Below are 16,511 nucleotides of genomic sequence, written 5' to 3' on the forward strand. Positions count from 1 at the left end.
CGGGATACTGGAAAAGGTATTAGGCATGCAGAAAGAAAAGCTTTCCGCTTTAATGGATGGTGAGACGCTGGATACCGAGCTGCTCAAGGAGCTGTCTCGCGATCCGGAAATGCAGGAAACCTGGGAGCGTTATCACCTGGTGCGTGACGCTTTACGCGGTGACACTGCCGACGTCATCCATTTCGATATCTCAGCCCGCGTCATGGCTGCTATTGCCGACGAACCGGTACGGCAGGCAACACCATTGATCCCGGAATCCCAGCCTGCGCCACAGCAGTGGCAGAAGATGCCGTTCTGGGCCAAAGTGCGTCCCTGGGCAAGCCAGCTTACGCAAATGGGCGTAGCCGCCTGCGTTTCGCTTGCGGTGATCGTTGGCGTGCAGCACTATAATAGTCCATCCGACAGTGCCCAGCAGCCTGAAGCGCCGGTGTTTAACACGCTTCCTATGATGGGCAAAGCCAGCCCGGTTAGCCTTGGCGTCCCGTCGGAGGCCACTGCCGATGCGGGTCAGCAGCAGCAGGTTCAGGAGCAGCGCCGCCGTATCAATGCGATGCTGCAGGACTATGAGCTGCAGCGTCGCCTGCACTCCGAACAGCTTCAGTTTGAGCAGGCGCAAACCCAGCAGGCCGCTGTACAGGTGCCAGGAACCCAAACTTTAGGAACGCAATCGCAGTAATGAAGCAACTTTGGTGTGCCATGTCTCTCATGGCCGGTAGTCTGTTGTTTTCTGCTAACGCCTCGGCTGATGTCACCTCCGGGGCGTTGTTGCAGCAGATGAACCTGGCCAGCCAGTCTCTCAACTATGAGCTCTCTTTTGTCAGCATTAATAAGCAGGGCGTCGAGTCGTTACGCTATCGACATGCCCGGCTGGCAAATCAGCCTCTCGCCCAGCTGTTACAGATGGATGGCCCGCGTCGTGAGGTCGTTCAGCGCGGCAGTGAAATAAGCTATTTCGAGCCGGGCCTTGAGCCGTTTACGCTGACCGGCGACTACATCGTCGATTCGTTGCCCTCTCTGGTCTATACCGATTTCAAACGGCTAGCGGCCTTCTACGATTTCATCTCAGTAGGGCGTACCCGGATTGCCGATCGCCTGTGCGAGGTGATCCGCGTCGTGGCCCGTGACGGTACCCGCTACAGCTATATTGTCTGGTTGGATGCGGAGACCAAGCTTCCCATGCGGGTCGATCTGCTCGATCGCGACGGGGAGACCCTGGAGCAGTTCCGCGTCGTCGCGGTCACCGTGAATGAGCAGGTGGGAAGCAATATGGAGAACCTCGCCAAAGCTAACCTGCCGCCGCTGCTGTCGGTTCCGGCGGGCGAAAAGATCAATTTCAACTGGTCGGCGACCTGGCTACCGCAGGGCTTTAGCGAAGTCTCCAGCAGCCGTCGCAAGCTGCCGACGATCGATATGCCGGTGGAGTCGCGTCTCTTCTCTGACGGCCTGTTCAGCTTCTCTATTAACGTTAACCGCGCCAGCCAGAACAGCAGCGATCAAATGCTACGCACCGGGCGTCGTACCGTCAGCACCACAGTGCGGGATAACGCAGAGATTACCGTAGTCGGCGAGCTTCCGCCGCAGACTGCAAAACGTATTGCAGACAGTCTTAAATTCAGGGCAGCACAATGATCAAAGAGTGGGCAACCGTGGTCTCATGGCACAATGGCGAAGCCGTTGTCAGCTGTGATGTTAAAGCATCCTGTAACAGCTGCGCCTCGCGCGCAGGGTGCGGCAGCCGCGTTCTGAACAAGCTCGGCCCGCAGATGACCCACACTATTACCGTGCCCAGCGCGCAGCCGCTGGTGGTCGGGCAGAAGGTCGAGCTGGGTATCGCCGAAGGCAGCCTGCTCAGCTCTGCGCTGCTGGTCTATATGTCACCGCTGGTGGGGCTGTTTGTCATGGCCGCACTGTTCCAGACGCTGTTTGGTTACGACCTGGCGGCGATGGGCGGCGCGGTGCTGGGCGGCGTCGGGGGCTTTCTGCTGGCTCGCGCGTTTTCACCCAGGCTGGCTGCCCGCGAAGCCTGGCAGCCGGTGATCCTGAGCGTTGCCCTGCCGCCAAACGAGCTACGTGTAGAAATGCACACTCCGGACGCAGGCCTATAAAGTCTCGCTTTTTCACCGCCTGGCTTGAGTCATCCTCAGCCAGGCGTTCATTTAACGCTGTTTAACTCTCTTCCTACGCTTTATCTTTTTTAAATAACCGTGTTTTGAGCTTTGCATTAATCGTAAGAAAGGGCGATTCAATATAGGTATAAGTTATTATGGCTACGCCGCATGCAAGCGTCATAATCGCTGGAAGGAGAAGGTAGTAAATATATTCAGGTGTATCTGCAAAGGGAAGTAAATTAAAAAGAGTAAAAAGGGTATAAAGAATAAACCCATGAGTCAGATATATGCTATAGCTAATATCACCAAGTTTAGTTAACCCTCTGTTTTTTAGTAATCCAAACATATCATTACCGGCCGCAATACAGCAAAATGAGATGCTAATTAAAAACATCTGTTTATAAGTGTAGTAATGTGAGAAGAATAGGGCATAAATTAACGTCACTAGCGCAATGTATGTCATAAGTTTGCTTCTGAAGATATAAGCGAACCGTGAAGAGGCGATAGCGTAGGCGAGACCACCATAAGCAAAAAGAGTAAATAGATCGTCTATCAGACCCAGAGTATGATAGCTACTATATAGAATTATTGCAGGTAGTGCTGCACATAAAATAGCCCGTACGCTTAGCGTCTTCAGATTAAGCAGAGCCAGGATAGGAAGCGACAGGTAAAAGACAGCTTCGTAAATGAGCGTCCAGTGGGCTCCGCTTATAAATGATGCGATCTCAATACCATTTAACGGTGGAAGATTAAATATCAATGCTTCGCGAAATGAAAATATGAGTTCTCCGGGCGTAGCGTGGCCTTTATAATAAAAAAAAGTAGATGGTATAAATCACACCTAAAACAAATATAAAGAGAGGGTAAATGCGCAAAACCCTATTAATAGCCAATTCGCGCCAGTGGATGCCTCCACGGCAAATTTTTCCGATAAAAAGATAGCCAGTAATCATAAAAAACATTGATACGGGAATGGCACCAATATTACTAACAAGTTTATTTTTCGCTAACCCCCAAACGCCGTCCACTTTGAAATGATAGGTGAGAACGAAATGATGACATAGTACTAAGGGTGCTAATAAGCCCCTGAAGGCGTCAAGGGTTATATTTCTTCCTTGTGAAGCAGGGTGGGGTAAATAATTTAATGCTTTTATTACCAAGAGCAGAGATAAAGAAAATATCACAATTAAATATAAATTATACATTATAGATCCGAGTAGTCATGTATACAGACTCGCGCATAGTAGCACTTACCGATGAACTGAGCGATACCCGGTGCTGGATATGCTTAAGGTGTTCTCATCATATAGTGGGAAGTGAGAATCGTGCAGGAATGTAACCTTTTATGTTAATGAAAGGATCCTATGCTGACGATTTGCCCTCTACAGTGTAAGATGCTCGGCAATGTACGGGACGGTAAGTAGCACTGCACGTTCGCTGCCATGTCCATCAAATGATTTAAAATAACACTTGGGTTAGAAAATCCTTACATATGAAGAATATACGTAACTTCTCCATCATTGCGCACATCGACCACGGTAAATCGACGCTGTCTGACCGTATCATCCAGCTTTGCGGCGGCCTCTCCGATCGCGAAATGGAAGCCCAGGTGCTGGACTCCATGGATCTTGAGCGCGAGCGCGGGATCACCATTAAAGCCCAGAGCGTAACCCTGGACTATAAAGCCGCTGACGGTGAAACCTATCAGCTGAACTTTATCGACACTCCAGGACACGTTGACTTCTCCTATGAAGTCTCCCGTTCGCTGGCGGCGTGCGAAGGCGCGCTGCTGGTCGTCGATGCAGGCCAGGGCGTGGAAGCGCAGACGTTGGCTAACTGCTACACCGCGATGGAAATGGATCTGGAAGTGGTTCCGGTTCTGAACAAAATCGACCTGCCGGCTGCCGATCCAGAGCGCGTGGCGGAAGAGATTGAAGACATTGTCGGTATCGACGCCGCCGACGCCGTACGCTGCTCCGCGAAGACCGGGGTAGGGGTGGGCGACGTGCTGGAGCGTCTGGTACGTGATATTCCCCCGCCGCAGGGCGATCCTGAGGGGCCGCTGCAGGCGCTGATCATCGACTCCTGGTTCGATAACTACCTGGGCGTTGTCTCTCTGGTTCGTATCAACAACGGCACCATGCGCAAGGGGGATAAGATCAAGGTGATGAGCACCGGCCAGACGTATAACGCCGATCGCCTGGGCATCTTTACGCCGAAGCAGGTTGACCGCACCGAGCTGAAGTGCGGCGAGGTCGGTTGGCTGGTCTGTGCCATCAAAGACATCCTTGGTGCGCCGGTGGGCGATACCCTGACCACCGCTCGCAACCCGGCGGATAAAGCGCTGCCGGGCTTTAAAAAGGTGAAACCGCAGGTTTACGCGGGTCTGTTCCCGGTTAGCTCTGACGACTACGAGAACTTCCGCGATGCGCTGGGCAAGCTGAGCCTCAACGACGCCTCGCTGTTCTACGAGCCGGAAAGCTCTACCGCGCTGGGCTTCGGCTTCCGCTGCGGCTTCCTTGGCCTGCTGCACATGGAGATCATCCAGGAGCGTCTGGAGCGTGAATACGATCTGGACCTGATCACTACTGCGCCGACCGTAGTCTATGAAGTCGTGACCACCTCAAAAGAGACGGTATACGTCGACAGCCCCTCCAAGCTGCCGCCGCTGAATAACATTCAGGAGCTGCGCGAGCCTATCGCTGAGTGCCACATGCTGCTGCCGCAGGAGTACCTGGGCAACGTCATCACCCTCTGCATTGAGAAGCGCGGCGTGCAGACCAACATGGTCTACCACGGTAAACAGGTGGCGCTGACCTATGAGATCCCAATGGCGGAGGTGGTGCTCGACTTCTTCGATCGCCTGAAGTCCACCTCACGCGGTTACGCGTCGCTGGACTACAACTTCAAGCGCTTCCAGGCCTCAAACATGGTCCGCGTTGACGTCCTGATTAACGGCGAACGTGTTGATGCCCTGGCGCTGATCACCCATAACGATAACGCGCCGTACCGCGGTCGTGAGCTGGTTGAGAAGATGAAAGAGCTGATCCCGCGCCAGCAGTTTGATATCGCGATTCAGGCCGCCATCGGTAACCACGTTATTGCCCGCTCGACGGTGAAACAGCTGCGTAAAAACGTTCTCGCCAAGTGCTATGGCGGCGACGTTAGCCGTAAGAAAAAGCTGCTGCAGAAGCAGAAAGACGGTAAGAAACGTATGAAGCAGGTCGGTAACGTTGAGCTGCCGCAGGAAGCCTTCCTCGCCATTCTGCACGTAGGTAAAGACGGCAAATAAACCATTAAGGAGTTGGTATGGCGAACATGTTTGCCCTGATCCTGGTGATTGCAACCCTGGTGACAGGGTTGCTCTGGTGCCTGGACAAGGCCGTATTTGCACCAAAGCGTCGGGAGCGGCAGGCCGCAGCCCAGGCGGCGGCGGGCGATACGCTGGATCAAAAAACGCTGAAAAAAGTGAGCCCGAAACCGGGCTGGCTGGAGACCGGAGCCTCTGTGTTCCCGGTGCTGGCGATTGTGCTGGTGGTGCGCTCATTTATCTATGAGCCGTTTCAGATCCCATCTGGTTCGATGATGCCAACCCTGCTGATCGGCGACTTTATCCTGGTGGAGAAATTTGCCTACGGGATTAAAGATCCGATCTACCAGAAAACGCTGATCGAAACCGGCCACCCGAAACGCGGCGACATCGCGGTGTTTAAGTATCCGGACGATCCGCGCCTGGACTACATCAAGCGCGTGGTAGGCCTGCCGGGCGATAAGGTCAGCTACGATCCGGTTGCCAAGCAGGTAACGGTACAGCCAGGGTGCAGCTCCGGTCAGGCGTGCGCCAGCGCGCTGCCGATCACTTACTCCAACGTTGCGCCCAGCGATTTTGTCCAGACCTTTAGCCGCCGTAACGGTGGCGAGGCCAGCAGCGGCTTCTTCCAGCTGCCGCCGGGTGAAACCAAAGAGAACAGCGTGCGCCTTGCCGAGCGTAAAGAGACGCTGGGTGATGTGACGCACCGCATTCTGACCGTGCCGATTGCGCAGGATCAGCTGGGGCTCTATCACCAGCAGCCAGGCCAGCCGCTGGCGACCTGGATCGTGCCGCCGGGACACTACTTCATGATGGGTGATAACCGCGACAACAGCGCGGACAGCCGTTACTGGGGCTTTGTGCCGGAGGCGAATCTGGTAGGTCGGGCCACCGCGATCTGGATGAGCTTCGAGAAACAAGAGGGCGAGTGGCCTACCGGCGTGCGCTTAAATCGCATCGGTGGCATCCACTAATCCGTCGGGTTGCAGCGAATCTGGCTGCAACCCAAATTATTTCCACGATAAATCAGTCCCGGCTAACGACATCCCTCGCCGTTGTGTATAGAATATTCCCCCGAAGTTAAGGCTGGTTCCGCAGGGAGCCACGGCACACGAAACCGCGTTGTTCTCTTCAGGTCGGTTTCGTGTGCTGCATTTTTGACGCATTCATCCTATTGGTATCGCATGAACCCCATCGTAATTAATCGGCTTCAACGGAAGCTGGGCTACACTTTTCAACATCAGGAGTTATTGCAGCAGGCGTTAACCCATCGCAGCGCCAGCAGCAAACACAATGAGCGTCTGGAGTTTTTGGGTGACTCCATTTTAAGTTTCGTTATTGCTAACGCGCTCTATCACCGCTTCCCCCGCGTGGACGAAGGCGATATGAGCCGGATGCGCGCGACGCTGGTGCGCGGCAACACGCTGGCTGAACTCGGCCGCGAGTTTGAGCTGGGCGAGTGCCTGCGTTTAGGGCCGGGCGAGCTTAAAAGCGGCGGTTTTCGCCGGGAGTCTATTCTGGCCGACACCGTTGAGGCGTTAATTGGCGGCGTGTTTCTCGATAGCGATATCCAGACCGTCGAAAAGCTGATCCTCTACTGGTATCAAACTCGCCTGGACGAGATCAGCCCAGGAGATAAGCAAAAAGATCCGAAGACGCGTTTGCAGGAATTTTTACAGGGTCGTCACCTGCCGCTGCCAACCTATCTGGTTGTGCAGGTGCGTGGTGAAGCCCACGATCAGGAATTTACTATCCACTGCCAGGTAAGCGGCCTGAGTGAACCGGTGGTCGGCACAGGTTCCAGCCGCCGTAAGGCGGAGCAGGCTGCCGCCGAACAGGCGTTGAAAAAACTGGAGCTGGAATGAGCAACGAAAAAACATACTGCGGATTTATTGCCATCGTTGGACGTCCCAACGTGGGCAAATCTACGCTGCTGAACAATCTGCTGGGGCAGAAGATCTCTATTACCTCCCGTAAAGCGCAGACCACGCGTCACCGCATCACGGGGATCCATACCGAAGGCGCTTACCAGGCCATCTACGTGGATACCCCGGGTCTGCATATGGAAGAGAAGCGCGCTATCAACCGCCTGATGAACAAGGCGGCCAGCAGCTCTATCGGCGACGTTGAGCTGGTGATCTTCGTAGTGGAAGGTACCCGCTGGACGGCGGACGATGAGATGGTGCTCAACAAGCTGCGCGACGGCAGAGCGCCGGTGATCCTGGCGGTTAACAAGGTCGATAACGTGCAGGAGAAGGCGGAACTGCTGCCGCACCTGCAGTTCCTCGCCAGCCAGATGAACTTCCTCGATATCGTGCCGCTCTCTGCCGAGACCGGGATGAACGTGGATACCATTGCCAGCATCGTGCGTAAGCACCTGCCGGAAGCGATTCACCACTTCCCGGAAGATTACATTACCGACCGTTCCCAGCGCTTTATGGCCTCGGAGATCATCCGTGAAAAACTGATGCGTTTCCTTGGCGAAGAGCTGCCCTACTCGGTGACCGTTGAGATCGAGCAATTTGTCACCAATGAGCGCGGCGGTTACGACGTCAATGGCCTGATCCTGGTTGAGCGCGAGGGGCAGAAGAAGATGGTGATTGGCAACAAAGGGGCCAAGATCAAAACCATCGGTATTGAAGCCCGCAAAGATATGCAGGAGATGTTCGAAGCTCCGGTGCACCTTGAGCTGTGGGTGAAGGTCAAATCCGGCTGGGCTGACGACGAGCGCGCCCTGCGTAGCCTCGGCTACGTTGACGACCTCAAGTAATTGACCGAAACGAACGGGTACGGCCAACGTACCTGCGGCATGAAAGACGACGAGTATAGAGGCTAATGGAAGGGTGGCAGCGCGCTTTTGTTCTCCATAGTCGTCCCTGGAGCGAAACCAGCCTGATGCTGGACGTCTTCACGGAAGAGTCGGGCCGCGTGCGCCTTGTTGCTAAAGGCGCACGCGCAAAACGTTCCAACCTCAAGGGCGCACTCCAGCCCTTTACGCCTCTATTGGTACGCTTCGGCGGCCGGGGTGAAGTCAAAACCCTGCGCAGCGCGGAAGCGGTGTCGCTGGCGCTCCCTCTGAGTGGTATCACGCTCTACAGCGGCCTCTACGTTAACGAACTTATCTCTCGCGTGCTTGAACATGAGACGCGCTTCTCTGAACTTTTTTTCGATTACCTGCACTGTATCCAGGCGCTGGCAGGCCTGAGCGGCTCGCCCGAACCGGTCCTCCGGCGCTTTGAGCTGGCGCTGCTGGGGCACCTGGGATACGGCATCGATTTTATGCACTGCGCCGGGACCGGCGAAGCGGTAGAGGACACCATGACCTATCGCTACCGGGAGGAGAAGGGGTTTATCGCCAGCGTGGTAATCGATAACCGTACCTTCACCGGCCGTCAGCTGCGAGCGCTCGCCGAGCGTGAGTTTCCCGATAGCGATACGTTAAAAGCGGCGAAACGCTTTACCCGCGCGGCCCTGAAGCCGTATCTTGGCGGTAAGCCGTTAAAAAGCCGGGAGTTGTTTCGCCAGTTTGTGCCGAAACGGCCAGCGCCGGATACACCATAAAACAAAGGATATTCGAGGATTGTATTGTCATGGCTGAACTACTGTTAGGCGTTAATATCGATCACATTGCCACCCTGCGTAACGCGCGTGGCACGGCATACCCGGATCCGGTCCAGGCGGCGTTTATTGCCGAGCAGGCGGGGGCGGACGGTATTACGGTGCATCTGCGCGAGGATCGCCGCCACATCACCGACCGCGACGTGAAGGTGCTGCGCCAGACGCTCGATACGCGCATGAATCTGGAGATGGCGGTCACCGAAGAGATGCTGGCTATCGCCTGCGAGACTAAACCTCACTTCTGCTGCCTGGTACCGGAGAAGCGCCAGGAGGTCACCACCGAAGGCGGACTGGACGTGGCCGGGCAGCGGGATAAGATGCGCGACGCCTGCACGCGGTTGGCGGAGGCCGGGATCCTGGTGTCGTTGTTTATCGATGCCGATCGCGAGCAGATCAAAGCCGCCGCAGAGGTAGGGGCACCCTACATCGAAATTCACACCGGCTGCTATGCGGACGCGGAAGACGACGCCACCCAGGCCAAAGAGCTGGAGCGCATCGCCAGCGCCGCCACCTATGCGGCAAGCCTCGGCCTGAAGGTCAACGCCGGCCACGGTCTGACCTATCACAACGTGAAACCTATCGCCCGCATCCCGGAGATGCACGAGCTGAACATCGGCCACGCCATTATTGGCCGGGCGGTGATGAGCGGCCTGAAAGAGGCGGTCGCCGAGATGAAACGCCTGATGCTGGAAGCGCGCGCCTGATGGCTATTCTGGGCTTAGGCACGGATATTGTGGAGATTGACCGCATTGAAGCGGTCATCTCCCGCTCCGGCGAACGGCTGGCAAAGCGGGTACTGAGCGCTAACGAGTGGGAAATCTACCAGGCGCACCAGCAGCCGGTACGCTTTCTTGCCAAGCGCTTTGCGGTGAAAGAGGCGGCGGCGAAAGCGTTCGGGACCGGGATTCGCAACGGTCTGGCGTTCAACCAGTTTGAAGTGTTTAACGACGAGTTAGGCAAGCCGCGTCTGCGCCTGTGGGGCGAAGCGCTGACGCTGGCAGAGCGGCTGGGCGTGACCCATATGCACGTCACTCTGGCAGATGAACGCCGCTACGCCTGCGCGACGGTAATTATCGAGAGTTAGATCTTATCCGCGTGGTGCAGCAGGACAAACTTGTCCCACAGCTGCTCCTGGCTCTCACCGTGCGCCGGATCCTTGAGAATGGTATTGGGGATAGGGCAGACCTTCTGACACGTCGGCGTCTCGTAGTGGCCGACGCACTCCGTACAGCGATCGCTGTTAATCTCATAAACGCTCTCACCCATCGAGATGGCCTCGTTCGGACACTCGGGTTCGCACATATCGCAGTTTATGCATTTTTTGGTGATCAGCAACGCCATCGAAAAATCTCAGAAGCTACACAAGCAGGGCGGGTATTATACGCCCGATTTGTGCTCAGACCAGTTTTTTCACCAGCGCTTCGCTGTGGCGGATCCGCTCCGGGGCGTGCTCCAGGTCCTGCTGCACCAGGGCCATAAACAGCAGGTCGGTGAGCAGCATCTGGGCGCTGGTAGAGGAGATGGCGGCGCTGCGGGTGGCCTGCTCTTCGGCAATGGTATAGAGGCAGCGGGTTGAACGCTGCTGCAGGGCGTTAGGGGTAAAGCCGGTGATCGCCAGGATCTTTGCTCCAACGCGTAAGGCTTCATCCGCCGCCATGTTGATCTCCCGCCTTTCGCCGGTATAGGAGATAGCCAGCAGCAGATCGCTGCTCTCCATCGCCTGGGTCGTTGCTAACAGGGCATGCATATCCTGCTCGACCACGGCGTGAAAACCAATCTTCATCAGCTTCCAGCCAAAGTTACGCGCCACCAGCCCGGATGCGCCGATGCCCGTCAGTACGATCCGTCGCGCATCGCGCAGCATGATCACACTCTCCTGCAGCTTATCTTCACTATTTACATCAAGGGTCGCGTTCATGGCGCTGACCTTCTCATGGATCAGCTTCTCGCCCACCACGCGCAGGGGATCGTCGCCGCGGATTTGGTTATGTACCGGAACGGAGTGGGGCGTTGGCGTGCTAACCAGCGCTTCGCTAATCGCCAGCTTAAGCGCCGGAAAGCCTTTAAACCCTAGCTTCTGGGCAAATTTCACCACGCTCGACTGACTGATGCCCGCCTCGGCGGCCAGCTGCTGAGAACTCAGATGGAGCGCGCGAGCGGGCTGGGTAAGCAGAAAATCCGCCAGCTTTTTATCGCTCTGCGCCAGGCCCGTATAGCGCTGACGGATGTGAATCAAACAGTTCATGACAACTCCAGGGGCAAAACGTGACAACGGCTACAAACATCCTGTTCGCAGGCATCAATGAATTATATATTCCATTATACTGCGCTGGACACGAATAAAATATTCAAAAGGTACTGATAATGAATCTTGGCTCACTGGTATCAGAAACGCGAAATTCTGAGACGATGGATCTGGACGCGCTTTCGACTATCGAGTTAGTAACCCGTTTTAATCAACAGGATACGCTGGTCGCGCTGGCAGTGAAAGAGACATTGCCAGATGTTGCACGGGCAGTGGATGCTGCCGCGACAGCGCTGAAAGCAGGTGGACGTATCATCTATATGGGCGCAGGCACCAGCGGCAGGCTCGGCGTTTTGGATGCCTCGGAGTGCCCGCCGACCTTTGGCGTCCCGCACGATCTGGTGATTGGCCTGATCGCCGGAGGTCCAGGGGCGTTGCTTAAAGCGGTAGAGGGAGCAGAGGATAACCCGCAGCTGGGGGAGGACGATCTGCGTGACCTGACCCTCACCCCCCAGGATCTGGTAGTAGGTTTGGCCGCATCTGGCCGCACGCCTTACGTTATCGGCGGACTTAAGTATGCCCGGGCTACAGGCTGCACCACGGTGGCTATCTCCTGTAATCCCGGTTCGCCGATAGCTCAGGCGGCGGATATTGCTATCTCGCCGGTCGTGGGGCCGGAAGCGCTGACCGGCTCTACCCGCCTCAAGTCCGGCACGGCGCAGAAGCTGGTGCTGAACATGATCTCCACCGGGGCGATGGTTAAGTTTGGCAAGGTCTACCAAAACCTGATGGTCGATATGAAAGCGAGCAATATTAAGCTCATTGACCGCGCCTGCCGAATGGTAGTTGAAGCCACGGGCGTTACCCTTGAGCAGGCTCGCAGCGTGCTGGAGCAGACCGGGTATGACGTCAAGCCCGCTATTTTGATGGTGCTGACCGGCCTGGACGTGGATGCAGCCCGCGCCCGGCTCGACATGCACCAGGGATTCTTACGCGCCGCGCTGAATGGCTAAGAGGTACACATGGATAAGTCACTGACGCTGGCAGGAGAGATCCTGCAGGGCATTGGCGGGCAGGGCAATATTCTGCGGCTGGAAAACTGTATGACCCGCGTACGGTTTGAGGTGCAGGATGAGGGGCTGCTCAATATCAGCGGGCTGAAAGCGCTTCCGGGCGTCAGCGGCTACGTTAAGCAGGGGGAGCAGCATCAGCTGATTGTCGGGCCAGGAAGAGCGGGCCAGGTAGTGGATGCCATGCGCTCGCTGGCTAACGGGGCGGAGGCAGCGCCGATTCCGGATGAGATCGACCGTAACAAGGCGCAGGCAAAAGCCCAGTATAAAGCGCCAATGAGCGACGCCCTGCGCATGTTGGCGAACGTTTTCATTCCGCTTATCCCGGCGTTCATCGCCTCCGGGCTTATCACCGGCATTATCAATATCCTGAAGCGGCCCGATATTGCTGGCGATATCGCGATTCACTACCCCAACCTGCTGGGGCTGCTCGGCATCTTTGGCAGCGCCGTGTTTGCGATCATGAATATTCTCGTGGGGGTCAACGCGGCGAAGGTCTTCGGTGGCTCGCAGGCGTTAGGCGGGGTGATGGCCGGTATTCTCTCCAGCCCGCAGCTGGCGCAGATCACCCTGTTTGGCGAAGCGTTGCAGCCTGGGCGCGGCGGGGTGATCGCCGTGCTGCTGGTGGTAGCCCTGATGTGCTGGTTTGAGAAGCGGCTGCGCGAGCGGCTACCGGGTTCGCTGGAGCTGATTCTCAACCCGCTGCTGACCACGCTCATCACCGGGGCGATAGCTATCGTGGCGCTACAGCCGCTCGGGGGGTGGATTTCTGAATCTATTGCTCAGGGGGCAGGCTGGGCTATCGATCGCGGCGGCCTGCTGGTGGGGGCGGTGCTGGCCGGGACCTTTCTGCCGCTGGTGCTTACCGGCCTGCATCAGGGGCTGGTGCCGATCCACGTGGAGCTGGTCCAGGCGCATGGCTATAACGCCCTGCTACCTATCCTCTCAATGGCAGGGGTCGGCCAGGTCGGGGCGGCGCTCGCCGTGTTGCTGAAAACGCGCAATACCCGGTTAAAAACGGTCATTAAAGGCGCGCTGCCGGTAGGGCTGCTCGGCATCGGTGAGCCGCTGATTTTTGGCGTTACGCTGCCGCTGGGTAAGCCGTTTATCGGTGCCTGTCTGGGCGGCGCGGTGGGTGGGGCACTGGTCTGCTACTGGAAAGTGGCGACGGTCATTACCTTTGGCATTTCCGGTTTACCTCTGGCTTTAACGATTGTTACCGGAAAAGTCACGATCTATCTGTTAGGCTATTTATTGGCTGTCCTCGCCGGGTTCGTGTTTACCTGGCTGTTAGGTTTTAACGATCCAAAGGAGTAGGGTTTGGCAAATAGCGAGCGTCGTGTTGTGTTTTTCGATCTGGATGGAACGCTGCATCAGCAGGATATGTTCGGGACATTTCTGCGGTATCTGCTGCGGCATCAGCCACTCAATGCGCTGCTCGTTCTACCTTTGCTGCCGGTTATCGGCATTGCGTTACTGGTAAAGGGGCGGGCCGCCCGCTGGCCGATGAGCCTGCTGCTGTGGGGCTGCACCTTTGGCCACAGCGAGGCGCGGCTTAAAGCGCTGGAAAAGTCATTTGTAACCTGGTTCCGCGAGCGCGTCACCGCCTTCCCGGTGGTGCAGGATCGCCTGACCAACTATCTCGACGCCTCCGATGCTGATATCTGGCTGATCACCGGCTCCCCGCAGCCGCTGGTGGAGCAGGTCTATTTTGATACTCCCTGGCTGCCCCGCGTCAACCTGATCGCCAGCCAGATCCGGCGCAGCCACGGTGGCTGGGTGCTCTCCATGCGCTGCCTCGGGCATGAGAAGGTGGTGCAGCTGGAGCGGAAAATCGGCACGCCGCTGCGCCTCTACAGCGGCTACAGCGACAGCAAGCAGGATAACCCGCTGCTCTACTTCTGCGAGCATCGGTGGCGCGTCACCCCCCACGGTGAGCTTCAGCAACTCGAATAGTGTGTGCGTACTTACACCTGTGTATAATGCGCCCCGTTTTGACTACTGGAGTGCTGAGCCGTGTCCGATACCGAATTGACCCATGAATACTGGATGCGCCACGCGCTTATGCTCGCGCAGCGCGCCTGGGATGAAGGGGAGGTGCCGGTCGGGGCGGTGCTGGTGCACAACGACCGCGTGATTGGCGAGGGGTGGAACCGGCCCATTGGCCGCCACGATCCCACCGCGCACGCCGAGATCATGGCCCTGCGTCAGGGGGGGCTGGTGCTACAAAACTACCGTCTGCTTGATACCACCCTCTACGTCACTCTGGAGCCCTGCGTTATGTGTGCGGGGGCAATGGTTCACGCCCGTATCGGCACGCTGGTGTTTGGCGCGCGCGATCTGAAAACCGGCGCGGCAGGCTCCCTGATGGATGTCCTGCACCATCCTGGGATGAACCACCGGGTAGAGATCGTCGAGGGGACGCTAAGTGAGGAGTGTTCCGGCATGCTCAGCGAATTTTTCCGCCAGCGTCGGCTGGCGATCAAAGCGCAAAAGCAGGCGCGCTAAGGCGTCTCAGCGCCTGCTGACGCCTGGTTCAAAATCCCCGGTAGCGTAAAGCTGGACTGACCGAACGCCTCGGCGGGAGAGAAGGCGCTCAGCGGCATCACGCCGTAGTGGGTCTCGGCAAGCTCCTCCTGAGCGACCACCGGATAGCTTTGCGCCATACGCTGCTCGTGAGCAATCTGCTGCTCCTGCTGCCGCGCTTTCTCCTGCAGATAACCTACCAGGCTAATCTGATACTTACGGATATTTTCCACGTAGGCGTAAGCTTCATGCCCGCGGGCGTAGCCATAGGTGAGCCTGCTATACCACGCCTTCTGGCTAAGCAGCGGCAGACGCTGTTTGACATCTGACCAGCTATCCGGGTTGCCTTTGGTCTTCGCCGTCAGGGCGCGGACGTCAAGCATATGGGCATAGCCCATGTTGTAGGCCGCCAGCGCAAACCAAATCCGCTCCTCCTCGGGCACCGTTGCCGGGACGTGATCCATCATATCCTGAAGATAGCGCGCCCCGCCGCTGATGCTCTGTTCAGCATCGGTGCGATCGGTCAGGCCCAGGCTCTGGGCGGTATTTTTAGTCAGCATCATCAGGCCGCGTACGCCGGTGGGGGAGGTGGCCTGCGTGTCCCAGTGGGACTCCTGATAAGAGATGGCCGCCAGCAGACGCCAGTCGATCTTCTGGGCGTACTTTTCAAACAGCGGACGCAGGTCAGGCAAGACGCTATCGATGGCGCGCAGGAAGGCGCGAGTATCAACATAGTCGAACCCCTTGCCGTGGCCGAGATACTTCTCCTCAAGGCGCGCCAGGGTGCCGTCCTCGTTAATCACGTTGAAGAAGTCCAGCATGGCGGCGGAGAGGGCGTTATCGCTATCATTCTGGCTAAACCATGCCACCGGCTGCTCGTCGGTAATATCCAGCGCCACCGCCAGCTCCGGGTGCACGCGCTGGAACAGACTGATGGCCACGGAGTCGGCGATGGTATAGGCCAGCTTTCCCTGAGCAACCTGCAAGAGCAGATCGTTAGTGCCCAGCTTCTCGTCGACCTTCCAGCTCAGATCCGGGTACTTCTTCTCCTTTAACGCCTGCAGATCGCTAATGACAACGTGCCCCGGCGCGACGGTCAGTTGCGCATCGGTCACTGAGGCTAACGTGCGTGGACGCAGGCTGCCTACCCGATAGACCAGCTGCTGGGAAACGGAATAGTAGACCGGCCCGCTCTGATAGTGCTTGATGCGCTCGTTGTTATAGACCAGCCCGGCCGCCAGCATATCGGCACTGTCGTTATCGAGATCGTCAAACAGCTGGTTGATGTTTTGCCGCACGGTGATGCGCAGCTTCACGCCGAGATAGGTAGCAAACTGTTCGGCCAGCTCGTAATCGAGGCCGGTGGGTTTATCACTGGTGGCGTTCCAGGTAAGCGGAGAGACCAGGGTGCTGACGCGCAGCTCGCCGCGCGCCTGGATCGCAGCGATGCGGTTTTCGGCTTTACCCGACCAGGGGATCGAGGGCCACAGAGCTGCTGCCAGCAGCAGAGTCACAATGCCGATAAGCAGATAATTAAACTTTAATTTTCTCAAGGAGTTAATTCTCTGCGTCACCTGACGCCTCAGTCCGCCGTCATTATTATAGAAAAGCATTTATCCGGAAGTGAGCGGCAT

18 protein-coding genes and 1 pseudogene are annotated in these 16,511 nt (G+C 57.0%); 14 read left to right on the forward strand and 5 right to left on the reverse strand.

Annotated features, from left to right (window positions below; genetic code table 11):
• The first annotated feature begins 25 nt into the window (after positions 1–25).
• From rseA to rseC, 3 genes are read left to right on the forward strand one after another with little or no spacing between them, the layout of a single operon-like run.
• Positions 26–676 carry an anti-sigma-E factor RseA gene (gene rseA, locus WFN61_RS09360; protein WP_222888531.1) on the forward strand — a complete coding sequence of 217 codons (651 nt, stop codon included), beginning with the start codon at positions 26–28 and terminating at the stop codon, positions 674–676.
• The gene (gene rseB, locus WFN61_RS09365) at positions 676–1,629 is read left to right on the forward strand and encodes a sigma-E factor regulatory protein RseB (RefSeq protein WP_222888530.1); all 954 of its coding nucleotides are present in this window, start codon (positions 676–678) and stop codon (positions 1,627–1,629) included. Before rseA ends, rseB begins: the two co-directional genes overlap by 1 nt.
• Positions 1,626–2,105: a SoxR-reducing system protein RseC gene (rseC, locus tag WFN61_RS09370; RefSeq protein ID WP_312282971.1), complete on the forward strand. Its 480-nt coding sequence runs from the start codon at positions 1,626–1,628 to the stop codon at positions 2,103–2,105. The genes rseB and rseC overlap by 4 nt, the downstream gene beginning before the upstream one ends.
• A 73-nt stretch (positions 2,106–2,178) precedes the next feature.
• On the opposite strand, the gene WFN61_RS09375 is transcribed toward rseC, so the two are convergent.
• A complete protein-coding gene (locus WFN61_RS09375) occupies positions 2,179–2,940 on the reverse strand; it encodes an acyltransferase family protein (protein ID WP_337038743.1) in 762 nt (253 codons plus the stop codon).
• Positions 2,915–3,313: an acyltransferase family protein gene (locus WFN61_RS09380; protein ID WP_337038585.1), complete on the reverse strand. Its 399-nt coding sequence runs from the start codon at positions 3,311–3,313 to the stop codon at positions 2,915–2,917. The genes WFN61_RS09375 and WFN61_RS09380 overlap by 26 nt, the downstream gene beginning before the upstream one ends.
• A gap of 287 nt (positions 3,314–3,600) precedes the next feature.
• On the opposite strand from WFN61_RS09380, the gene lepA reads away from it, so the two are divergent.
• From lepA to acpS, 7 genes are all read left to right on the forward strand, one after another.
• Entirely contained in the window at positions 3,601–5,400 is a 1,800-nt protein-coding gene (gene lepA, locus WFN61_RS09385) for a translation elongation factor 4 (RefSeq protein ID WP_042395506.1), read from the forward strand.
• 17 nt (positions 5,401–5,417) lie between these two features.
• Positions 5,418–6,392 carry a signal peptidase I gene (gene lepB, locus WFN61_RS09390; RefSeq protein ID WP_042395509.1) on the forward strand — a complete coding sequence of 325 codons (975 nt, stop codon included), beginning with the start codon at positions 5,418–5,420 and terminating at the stop codon, positions 6,390–6,392.
• 210 nt (positions 6,393–6,602) lie between these two features.
• Positions 6,603–7,283 (forward strand): ribonuclease III, encoded by a 681-nt coding sequence (gene rnc / locus WFN61_RS09395; protein WP_042395511.1) that lies wholly within the window; start codon positions 6,603–6,605, stop codon positions 7,281–7,283.
• Positions 7,280–8,188 carry a GTPase Era gene (gene era, locus WFN61_RS09400; protein WP_312282970.1) on the forward strand — a complete coding sequence of 303 codons (909 nt, stop codon included), beginning with the start codon at positions 7,280–7,282 and terminating at the stop codon, positions 8,186–8,188. The genes rnc and era overlap by 4 nt, the downstream gene beginning before the upstream one ends.
• Before the next feature lie 65 nt (positions 8,189–8,253).
• A complete protein-coding gene (recO, locus tag WFN61_RS09405) occupies positions 8,254–8,979 on the forward strand; it encodes a DNA repair protein RecO (protein WP_337038586.1) in 726 nt (241 codons plus the stop codon).
• A gap of 29 nt (positions 8,980–9,008) precedes the next feature.
• Positions 9,009–9,740 carry a pyridoxine 5'-phosphate synthase gene (pdxJ, locus tag WFN61_RS09410; protein ID WP_144818104.1) on the forward strand — a complete coding sequence of 244 codons (732 nt, stop codon included), beginning with the start codon at positions 9,009–9,011 and terminating at the stop codon, positions 9,738–9,740.
• Positions 9,740–10,120 carry a holo-ACP synthase gene (gene acpS, locus WFN61_RS09415; protein WP_312282969.1) on the forward strand — a complete coding sequence of 127 codons (381 nt, stop codon included), beginning with the start codon at positions 9,740–9,742 and terminating at the stop codon, positions 10,118–10,120. The genes pdxJ and acpS overlap by 1 nt, the downstream gene beginning before the upstream one ends.
• Here acpS and WFN61_RS09420 read toward each other — a convergent pair.
• Positions 10,117–10,377 (reverse strand): YfhL family 4Fe-4S dicluster ferredoxin, encoded by a 261-nt coding sequence (locus WFN61_RS09420; protein WP_144818106.1) that lies wholly within the window; start codon positions 10,375–10,377, stop codon positions 10,117–10,119. The genes acpS and WFN61_RS09420 overlap by 4 nt on opposite strands.
• Positions 10,378–10,432: 55 nt before the next feature.
• Entirely contained in the window at positions 10,433–11,281 is an 849-nt protein-coding gene (locus tag WFN61_RS09425) for a MurR/RpiR family transcriptional regulator (RefSeq protein WP_144818126.1), read from the reverse strand.
• 116 nt (positions 11,282–11,397) lie between these two features.
• Here WFN61_RS09425 and murQ point away from each other — a divergent pair, with 116 nt between their 5' ends.
• From murQ to tadA, 4 genes and pseudogenes are all read left to right on the forward strand, one after another.
• Entirely contained in the window at positions 11,398–12,294 is an 897-nt protein-coding gene (gene murQ / locus WFN61_RS09430; protein WP_312235407.1) for an N-acetylmuramic acid 6-phosphate etherase, read from the forward strand.
• Between the two features lie 9 nt (positions 12,295–12,303).
• Positions 12,304–13,668 carry a PTS transporter subunit EIIC gene (locus tag WFN61_RS09435; RefSeq protein WP_312177571.1) on the forward strand — a complete coding sequence of 455 codons (1,365 nt, stop codon included), beginning with the start codon at positions 12,304–12,306 and terminating at the stop codon, positions 13,666–13,668.
• Positions 13,669–13,671: 3 nt separating this feature from the next.
• Positions 13,672–14,307 carry a phosphatidylglycerophosphatase C gene (gene yfhb, locus WFN61_RS09440; protein WP_144818129.1) on the forward strand — a complete coding sequence of 212 codons (636 nt, stop codon included), beginning with the start codon at positions 13,672–13,674 and terminating at the stop codon, positions 14,305–14,307.
• A gap of 26 nt (positions 14,308–14,333) precedes the next feature.
• A pseudogene (gene tadA / locus WFN61_RS09445) lies at positions 14,334–14,859 on the forward strand (tRNA adenosine(34) deaminase TadA).
• Here tadA and mltF read toward each other — a convergent pair.
• Complete coding sequence (mltF, locus tag WFN61_RS09450; protein WP_312282958.1) at positions 14,856–16,430, reverse strand: membrane-bound lytic murein transglycosylase MltF; 1,575 nt, start codon at positions 16,428–16,430, stop codon at positions 14,856–14,858. The pseudogene tadA and the gene mltF sit on opposite strands and share 4 nt — an antisense overlap.
• Positions 16,431–16,511: the final 81 nt, after the last annotated feature.

Source organism: Pseudescherichia sp. AS216, assembly GCF_037152055.1.
Lineage (GTDB): Bacteria > Pseudomonadota > Gammaproteobacteria > Enterobacterales > Enterobacteriaceae > Pseudescherichia.

Excerpts from the sequence above, each read along its gene's own strand:
- era (WP_312282970.1), top strand. The coding sequence starts at position 7,280 with ATGAGCAACGAAAAAACATACTGCGGATTTATTGCCATCGTTGGACGT.
- rseA (WP_222888531.1), top strand. The coding sequence starts at position 26 with ATGCAGAAAGAAAAGCTTTCCGCTTTAATGGATGGTGAGACGCTGGAT.
- lepA (WP_042395506.1), top strand. The coding sequence starts at position 3,601 with ATGAAGAATATACGTAACTTCTCCATCATTGCGCACATCGACCACGGT.
- rnc (WP_042395511.1), top strand. The coding sequence starts at position 6,603 with ATGAACCCCATCGTAATTAATCGGCTTCAACGGAAGCTGGGCTACACT.
- acpS (WP_312282969.1), top strand. The coding sequence starts at position 9,740 with ATGGCTATTCTGGGCTTAGGCACGGATATTGTGGAGATTGACCGCATT.
- WFN61_RS09435 (WP_312177571.1), top strand. The coding sequence starts at position 12,304 with ATGGATAAGTCACTGACGCTGGCAGGAGAGATCCTGCAGGGCATTGGC.
- lepB (WP_042395509.1), top strand. The coding sequence starts at position 5,418 with ATGGCGAACATGTTTGCCCTGATCCTGGTGATTGCAACCCTGGTGACA.
- WFN61_RS09380 (WP_337038585.1), bottom strand. The coding sequence starts at position 3,313 with ATGTATAATTTATATTTAATTGTGATATTTTCTTTATCTCTGCTCTTG.
- rseB (WP_222888530.1), top strand. The coding sequence starts at position 676 with ATGAAGCAACTTTGGTGTGCCATGTCTCTCATGGCCGGTAGTCTGTTG.
- rseC (WP_312282971.1), top strand. The coding sequence starts at position 1,626 with ATGATCAAAGAGTGGGCAACCGTGGTCTCATGGCACAATGGCGAAGCC.
- recO (WP_337038586.1), top strand. The coding sequence starts at position 8,254 with ATGGAAGGGTGGCAGCGCGCTTTTGTTCTCCATAGTCGTCCCTGGAGC.
- WFN61_RS09420 (WP_144818106.1), bottom strand. The coding sequence starts at position 10,377 with ATGGCGTTGCTGATCACCAAAAAATGCATAAACTGCGATATGTGCGAA.
- WFN61_RS09425 (WP_144818126.1), bottom strand. The coding sequence starts at position 11,281 with ATGAACTGTTTGATTCACATCCGTCAGCGCTATACGGGCCTGGCGCAG.
- pdxJ (WP_144818104.1), top strand. The coding sequence starts at position 9,009 with ATGGCTGAACTACTGTTAGGCGTTAATATCGATCACATTGCCACCCTG.